Raw genomic sequence first — 8,119 nt, forward strand, 5'->3', positions numbered from 1 at the left:
TTAAGCGGCGAGCGTATCGCGCATGCGGGCCAATTGGGCTTGTACGGACGTATCGAGCACCTGGTCCCCGACGGCCACGCGCACGCCGCCAATCAACGACGGGTCGACGGTGACGCTGGGCTTGAGCTTGAGGCCGAATTTGTGTTCAAGGGCGGTGACCAGTTCTTTGACTTGGGCATCGCTCAGCTCGAACGCGCTGGTGATTTCCGCCTGCGCCGTGCCATCGTGACGATTCCGCAGCACCACGAATTGCGTGGCGATATCGGGCAGCAGCAGCAGCCGGTCGTTTTCAACCAGCAGCTCGATGAAATTGCGGGCGGCTTGCGGCAAATCGGCCTTGATCAGGCCGGTAAACAGGTCGACGCGCTGCTTGTCACCCAGACGCGGGTCGGCCATGGCCTCGCGCACGTCGGGGTTGGATGCGACCTGCGCCAGCTCGCTGACCAGGTCGGCCCAGACCTGCAGACCGGCCTTGTCGTCGCGCGCGGCGGCGAACAAGGCTTCGGCGTAGGGCCTGGCAACAGTGGAAAGTTCAGCCATGACGGTCCCGGATTAAAGCTGCGCGCGAAGCTGGTTCAGCAGCTCGGCGTGCGCGCGGGCGTCAACCTCGCGCTTGAGGATCTGTTCAGCACCCTTGACAGCCAGCGCGGCAACGTCGTCGCGCAGCGAATCACGGGCGCGCTGGACTTCCTGCGCGGCATCCTGTGCAGCTTGCGCCACGATGCGGGCACGCTCGGCTTCCGCTTCACGGCGGGCCTGCTCGATCAGGGAGGCGGCTTGTTTCTCGGCCTCGATGATGCGGGCGTGGTTTTCGGACTTGGCAGAAGCCTCGATCAGACTGACGCGCGCCTGGGCCTGGGCCAGATCGGCCTTGCCCTTCTCGGCGGCGGCAAGGCCGTCGGCGATTTTTTGGCGGCGCTCGTCCATCGCCTTCGTCAGAGGAGGCCACACGAATTTCATCGTGAACCAGCCCAGAACGAAGAACACGAGCATCTGGAAAATGATCGTCGCGTTCAGATTCACGGTCGTTCCTTTAACACCTTGCGGCTCCGACGGCACCCGGGAGGGGCAACGCGGAGCACTCGATACTTTGCTGACCGGCGACGGGGCTTATGCCCACATCGCCGCCAGCGTCATGACCCGCCTTTTCGCCGGCGGGCGTGCCTTAGCCGACGAACGGGTTGGCGAAGGCGAACAGCATGGCGATACCCACGCCGATCAGGAATGCCGCGTCGATCAGGCCAGCCAGCAGGAACATCTTCGTTTGCAGAGCGTTCATCAGTTCAGGCTGACGAGCCGAGGCTTCCAGATATTTGCCGCCCATCAGTGCGATGCCGATGCAAGCGCCGATAGCGCCCAGACCGATGATAAGACCGCAAGCGAGAGCAACGAAAGCGACGTTGGTCATGACAACTCCTTGGTTAGAAATCTGAAGTCAAAAAATAAAAAATGAGGGTACTGCTCAATGCAAGAGGATCTTGCTATCCAGCGCCGGCCGGGTGGCCGACGCCGGAAATTCGGGGGATCAGTGGCCTTCGTGGGCCTGGCCGAGATACACCAGGGTCAGCATCATGAAGATGAAGGCCTGGAGCAGCACGATCAGGATGTGGAAGATTGCCCAGATCGAGCCGGCCAGCACGTGGCCGATTCCCAAGCCGATGCTCGAACCGTTGAAGCCGGTCCAGGCGCCGCCCAGTAGGGCGATCAGCATGAAAATCAGTTCGCCGGCAAACATGTTGCCGAACAACCGCATGCCCAGCGATACGGACTTGGCGGCGTATTCGATGAGGTTCAGCAGCAGGTTGAACGGTGCCAGCACGACGGCGCCAATGCCGTGCGCGTGGAACGGCGCGGTGAAGAGTTCTTTGACGAAGCCGCCCGGGTGCTTGATCTTGATGCCGTAGTAGAACATCAGCAGCAGTACGCCCAGCGACATGCCCATGGGCACGTTCAGGTCGGCGGTGGGCAGCACGCGGTGGTAGTAGAGGGGGTCGCCATGGTGCACGCCCAGGCCGGTCCAGCGCCAGATCGAGGGCAGCAGGTCGACGGGCAGCAAGTCCAGCGCGTTCATCAGGATGATCCAGAGGAACACGGTGAGCGCGAGCGGGGCGATGAAGAGGCGGCTCTTGGCGTTGTGGACAATGCCCTTGGCCTGGTCGTCGACCATGTCGACGATCATTTCCACGAAGGCCTGGAAGCGGCCCGGAACGCCGGCGGTCGCACGGCTGGCGGCGCGCCACAGGAAGAAGATGACGATCAGACCCGTCAGGCCGGACCAGAACAACGAGTCGTAATTGATGATGTCGAACTGAGCAATTGCGCTCTGTTTCTCGCCCGTATTGTTCAGATGCACCAGGTGATGCTGAATATACGCGGACTGAGGCGACACGTCGCTGGCAGCAGCCATTTGAATCCTACCCTATTTGCTGTATGCCCAGCCCTTGCGAGCTGGACGATTCCACGATTCGGTTTGCCGTAAATTTCCCGGCGCGCTATGACAACTTGCGGAACATCAAAAGCAGGAGATATCCCTTCAAGGTGAGTATCAGACCGAGCAGTGCGGCAGGCCAGACCAGCGTGTCCTGCGCCACATGCGAAAGCAGCCACAACAGCAAGGCCGTTGCGAACAACTTGATCAACTCACCAGAGAGAAAGGTAAAGGGACTGGCCTTACCGGCCCGAACACTGACAGCCAGGCGCAATGCGAACAACGCATTGGGTATGAAATACGCTCCTGCCCCCGCCAGCGCCGACCAACCTGCCGCCGCCCCTCCGACAACCCCCGCTATTACTGCTGCTGCGAGCCCCATGGCGCCTTGCGCCACCAGCGCCAACAAGAGTCCGCGACCCGCTTGAGCATTCAGCGCCGCGCGGTCCGCGTCGCTAAGCACCAGCACCCGGTCCACCGAGTCCTGATTCGCCAGAACCTGGCGCGCTTCGCCCTGTTGCGACAGTTGCTGTTGTTGCATCTGCCGCGCAGGTTCGTGCCGCACTGTGTTCTGCTGCATCAAACTTCCCCGCGTAAATTCCGGCCTGGCCACCTGCCCGACAAGAAACCCCAAAGCGCTATTGAAATCCATTCAAGTAGCCCCACGTAGTTCCTGGCCCAGCTTCTTTCGCCCGGCTTTTCTGGCCTGGCTTTTCAGCCTGGCCGCATAGCCGTGCCTCGTTGCCCTGCCGCTTTGTCCTGCCCTCTTGTCTCGCTCAAGGACCAGTGCTGTCGGCACCTTTGCCCTTATCCCGCAAGCGTCAAACCCGCAGAGTATAGCGTGATTCTTTTTGCCCGAGCAAATGAACTTTCGGGGGTTTGTAAGGTGACAACGCGGGCCTGAAGCCCCGCGGGTTCACAGAGAAATTGGGGACGCGAATAGCACACCCCGCCGCCGCCCTCACCGCCCATCGGCAGGACGTGATCGCCCAAAAAAAAGCGGCCCGCCGGGGCCGCTTTGCCTTTGGCGGGCGCCACCCTCATGGCGACGCCCTCGCGCTGCAGGCAGATCAGTCCCGCTTGACCGGCGGAGGGGCCCACAAGCCATCCAGCGCCGTGTCCTGCGGCCAGTACAGACGCATGCTCAGCAGGAAGCGGCCTTCGGTGGCCGGCGTCGCCAACCAGTTCGAGCGCTTGCGTTCGCCGGGGTCGCGCCGCTGGATATAGATGTCCAGCGAACCGTCGGCGTTGTACTTCAGGCCGTCCGTGCTGCGCAGCACATAACGGTTGGCGGGGTTGTCCGGGAAGGCGTGCTGGTCGTTGTAGACATGCAGCGACCAGAACGCGTTGGCCGGCGGCAACTGGCCCTTGTCGAAATGCAGCACGTAGTCTTCGTTGGACGACAGCACGCGGCCCTTGGAATCAGACACGGTGACCGGATACAGCACGTCTTCCGGCGTAGGCGCGCCCAGGCCCGCGTAGGCGATGGCGGCGCGGCGCGTGTAGTCGGTACCGTAGGTGCCGATGCCGGTCAGCACCGTGTTCCAACCATTGATCGGCGTGGCCAGGCGCGACACGCTGTCGGCGATGCGGCGGCCGGCCAGGGGCTGCGCTTCGGCCAGGGCCTGCTGAACGGTCGGGCTCAGGCGGCCATACGAGAACGGCTGGCGACCATCCAGCCCGATGCGGCGCATGCGATCCAGGATGGGCGTGTCATTGGCATGCGGCGGGTTGTTGCGCAGCACGTCGAAGAACAAGGTGAAGAACGAGGCCGCGTCCATGGCGGCTGCCTGCTCGGCCGGCGTGCCGTCGACCACGGTGACCGGCATGGGCAGCGGCACGTCGCTGCCGATGGGCGCGGTGCCGACCCCCGGGCCGGTTTGCGGATAGGGCGACGCCGCGCCGCGGGCGCGTCCCGGCACCGGGACAACCGGCGCGATCAGCGGGCTGGCCGACATGTTGGCCTGGATCTGGTTCACGTTGGCGTAGTCCTGCGGACCGCCGGTCTGGGTCCAGCCGATCAGCCAGCCGGTGGAGGTGGGACTGTGGATCACGTCCACGCCGGGCGGCAGCGTGCCCTGCCAGTTAGGGCCGACGATGGCGAACGACTGCGGGCCGGGGCCGTTGGTGCGGGTGCCGCGCGAGGCGAACACATCACTCCACATGTCCAGCGCCGACAGCACGCTGTAGCGGTTGCCGGTGTCGGGCAGGCGCACGATCAAGGGCGCACGCGACACGTCGAACCACAGGCTGGAGTACAGCGCGTCGGCGCTGGGCCACGGCGTGTCGGCCGCGCGCGGATCGGGGAATGCGGCCTTGTGGCCGAACTGGTTCACTGGCGCCTTGCCGTCCAGCGGCGACTGCACGGCGGTGGCCTTGCGGCGGGCCAATTCCATCAGCACCATCGGATACGCGTAGACGTAGGCATCGATGGCCGTCTCGCGCAATTCCTGCGCGCTCATCTGCGGCGCGGGCGCGGCAGCGGCGGGGTATGGCGTCTCGGACACCAGCCGCATCGACGGCCGCGGCGATTGGGCTTGCGTAGCGGTCACGAAGCAGACGCCCAGGGCGCCCGCGAGCACGGCGGCAGACCACCGGCGGTTAAAGGGGGAAGTACGCATGCAAGGCTCCTTGTTGCTATTGTTTGCAGGCGAGCCGCCGCGCGTGGGCTTACCAGTTCGGTCAAGCCTCTCTGGCGCGGCACCTCTTTGTGATGACGCCCGATCAGGATAGGACCGAACACTGCAACAAGGTGCTGCCCAAAGGTTTCAAGGCGCAACGTCCCGGGCCCCCAAACGCCCCCAATAAAAACGCGCCCTGGCGGGGCGCGTGGGACGGGCGGGGACGCGACCGAGCGCCCCGCGCCAACGTAACAAGAATTAACGGTGTTTGAAGTCCGGTTTGCGCTTTTCGGTGAAGGCCGCCATGCCTTCCTTCTGGTCTTCGGTGGCGAACAGCGAATGGAACACGCGGCGCTCGAACAGCAGCCCTTCGTTGAGCGAGCCTTCGAAGGCACGGTTGACGCACTCCTTGGCCATCATGACCGACGGCAGCGACATCGAGGCGATGACGGTGGCGGCGTCCATGGCCTCTTCCATGAGCTTGTCGGCCGGCACGACGCGCGACACCAGGCCGGCGCGCTCGGCCTCTTCGGCGCCCATCATGCGGGCGGTCAGGGCCATGTCCATGGCCTTGGCCTTGCCCACCGCGCGCGGCAGGCGCTGGGTGCCGCCGGCGCCGGGGATGACACCCAGCTTGATTTCAGGCTGGCCGAATTTGGCGCTGTCGGCGGCGATGATGATGTCGCACATCATGGCCAGTTCGCAGCCCCCGCCCAGGGCATAGCCGGCGACCGCCGCGATGACGGGCTTCTTGATGCGCTTGAGGGTTTCCCAGTTGCGGGTGATGTATTCGCCGCCGTAGACATCCATGTACGACCAGTCTTTCATGGCGCCGATGTCGGCGCCGGCGGCGAAGGCTTTTTCGCTGCCGGTGATGACCACGGCACCGATGCCGGCGTCGGCTTCAAAGGCCAGCAGCGCCGCCCCGAGCTCGTCCATCAGTTGATCGTTGAGCGCGTTGAGCGCCTTGGGGCGGTTCAGCGTCAGCAGACCGACGCGGCCGCGGGTTTCGACCAGCACAAACGACTCGCTCATTGAATGTCTCCAGGGGAAGGATGAAATAAGATATGCGCATGGATAAAACCGATGCTTTCCCCGTACTTTACCGCCTCGCGCCCCATGACCCCGCCGGACACCGCTACCGGATAACCCTAACCGTCCAGGCCCCCTCGCCGGACGGCCAGCGGCTGTCGTTGCCGGCCTGGATTCCGGGCAGCTACCTGATCCGTGATTTCTCCCGCCAGATCGAGTCGTTGACCGCCTATTCGGGCAGCCGGCGCGTGCTTGTCGACAAAATAGACAATCACACCTGGCAGGCGGCGCCCTGCGATGGACCGCTACGGGTGGAGTATTCGGTGTACGCCTGGGACTTGTCGGTGCGCGGCGCGCATCTGGACGAAACGCATGGCTTCTTCAACGGCACCAGCGTGTTCCTGCGGGTGCACGGGCAAGACCACCTGCCGTGCCTGGTGGACCTGGCGCCGCCGCGCGGCATCGACGGCTGGAAGGTCTACACCAGCCTGCCGGAGGCCCGCGGCCATCAGGGCGCGGCGCGGCGGCATGGGTTCGGACGCTATCTGGCGCCCGACTACGATGCGCTGATCGACCATCCGGTGGAAATGGGCACGCCGCAGGTGGCGAGCTTCACCGCGCATGGCGCCGAGCACGAGCTGGTGTTCACGGGCGTGGCGCCCAACCTGGACCTGGCGCGCATCACGGACGATGTACGCAAGATCTGCGAAACCCAGATCGCGTTTTTCGAGCCGCGCACCAGGCGCGCGCCGTTCCTGGACAGCGCGGATCGCTATGTGTTCATGACGATGGTGACGGGCGACGGCTACGGCGGCCTGGAGCATCGCGCGAGCACGGCGCTGATGACGGCGCGCAAGGATCTGCCGGTGCTGGGCCAGCAGGGCCAGGGCGACGGCTACCGGGGGTTCCTGGGGCTGGTGAGCCACGAGTATTTCCACACCTGGAACGTGAAGCGGATCAAGCCGCAGGCCTTCGTGCCGTACGACCTGTCGCAGCCGGACCTGTCGCGGCTGCTGTGGGTGTTCGAGGGATTCACGTCTTACTACGACGATCTGCTGCTGTTGCGTTCGAACGCGATCACGCAGAACGATTATCTGCGGCTGCTGGCCAAGACGATCACGAGCGTGGCGCGTACGCCGGGGCGGCACAAGCAGTCGGTGGCGGAAAGCTCGTTCGATGCCTGGACGCGCTATTACAAGCAGGATGAAAACTCACCGAATGCGCTGGTGAGCTATTACACGAAGGGTGCGCTGGTGGCGCTGGGGCTGGATCTGTTGATCCGCCAGGAGTCGGCCGGGGCATATTCGCTGGACGACGTGATGCGGCTGCTGTGGCAGCGCTATGGGCGGGATTTCTATCGGGGCAAACCGCAAGGATTGCCTGAGGATGGGCTGCCCGAGGTGATCAAGGAAGCGACCGGGGTGGATGCGCGGCGCTTCATCGCCCGCTATGCCTATGGCGTGGCGGATGTGCCGCTGGCCGAACTGCTGGCGCCGCATGGAATCAAGGTGCAGTGGAAGGTGTCGGCGAATCTGCCGTCGCTGGATGTGCGCACGCGCAAGCAAGGGGACTCGCTGGTGCTGGCTACCGTGTTGGAAGGCGGGGCTGGGCATAAGGGGGGGTTGTCGGCGGGGGATGTGCTGGTGGCCATTGATGGGTTGAAGGTTGAGGGGGCTGCGGGGGTGGAGGTGTTGTTGGGGCAGTATCGGGCGGGGGATCGGGTGGATGTGCATGTGTTTCGGCGGGATGAGTTGAGGGTGTTTACGGTTCGGTTGAGTGGGCCTGAGGCGTTGGATTGTGTGTTGACTGTTGGGTGAGTTTTTTTTGATGGTTTTGGTTGAGGGCTCTTCTTTGGAAGGGTCCTTTGCTTTTTTGCGTCGGTTTGAGTTCTTGAGCCGCGCGTGACGGGGCAGGCGGGGGTGGGGGGGCGGACTACTAGTTTCTTTTATACCTTGCAGTCTGCGCCCGGAAATGTGTTACGGTGCATCTGCTGGGGGTGCTGATCTCAGTGCAAAAACATATAGTTTCGATAATAAAA

General features: G+C 63.9%; 8 protein-coding genes. 1 reads left to right on the plus strand and 7 read right to left on the minus strand.

Translation table 11 applies throughout. The features are described from left to right. From AC6LJ2_RS25830 to AC6LJ2_RS25860, 7 genes are all read right to left on the minus strand, one after another. Complete coding sequence (locus AC6LJ2_RS25830) at positions 1 to 540, minus strand: F0F1 ATP synthase subunit delta (protein ID WP_025139745.1); 540 nt, start codon at positions 538 to 540, stop codon at positions 1 to 3. A gap of 12 nt (positions 541 to 552) precedes the next feature. Then, positions 553 to 1,023 (minus strand): F0F1 ATP synthase subunit B, encoded by a 471-nt coding sequence (locus AC6LJ2_RS25835; RefSeq protein ID WP_006227275.1) that lies wholly within the window; start codon positions 1,021 to 1,023, stop codon positions 553 to 555. A 142-nt stretch (positions 1,024 to 1,165) separates the two neighbouring features. Further along, positions 1,166 to 1,408 (minus strand): F0F1 ATP synthase subunit C, encoded by a 243-nt coding sequence (gene atpE, locus AC6LJ2_RS25840; protein ID WP_003815363.1) that lies wholly within the window; start codon positions 1,406 to 1,408, stop codon positions 1,166 to 1,168. Positions 1,409 to 1,525: 117 nt separating this feature from the next. Continuing rightward, positions 1,526 to 2,407 carry a F0F1 ATP synthase subunit A gene (atpB, locus tag AC6LJ2_RS25845; protein ID WP_263915744.1) on the minus strand — a complete coding sequence of 294 codons (882 nt, stop codon included), beginning with the start codon at positions 2,405 to 2,407 and terminating at the stop codon, positions 1,526 to 1,528. A gap of 85 nt (positions 2,408 to 2,492) precedes the next feature. Continuing rightward, positions 2,493 to 2,906 carry an ATP synthase subunit I gene (locus AC6LJ2_RS25850; protein WP_175193693.1) on the minus strand — a complete coding sequence of 138 codons (414 nt, stop codon included), beginning with the start codon at positions 2,904 to 2,906 and terminating at the stop codon, positions 2,493 to 2,495. 592 nt (positions 2,907 to 3,498) lie between these two features. After that, positions 3,499 to 5,049, minus strand: a complete 1,551-nt coding sequence (locus AC6LJ2_RS25855) for a DUF1254 domain-containing protein (RefSeq protein WP_263915745.1) — start codon at positions 5,047 to 5,049, stop codon at positions 3,499 to 3,501. Positions 5,050 to 5,307: 258 nt separating this feature from the next. Further along, complete coding sequence (locus AC6LJ2_RS25860; RefSeq protein ID WP_263915746.1) at positions 5,308 to 6,084, minus strand: enoyl-CoA hydratase; 777 nt, start codon at positions 6,082 to 6,084, stop codon at positions 5,308 to 5,310. A gap of 32 nt (positions 6,085 to 6,116) precedes the next feature. Between AC6LJ2_RS25860 and AC6LJ2_RS25865 the strand changes: the two genes are divergently transcribed. Next, positions 6,117 to 7,898, plus strand: coding sequence for a M61 family metallopeptidase (locus AC6LJ2_RS25865; protein WP_263915747.1), 1,782 nt, complete (start codon positions 6,117 to 6,119; stop codon positions 7,896 to 7,898). Positions 7,899 to 8,119: the final 221 nt, after the last annotated feature.

The sequence above is a fragment of the Achromobacter sp. 1014246743 genome (genome assembly GCF_059760725.1).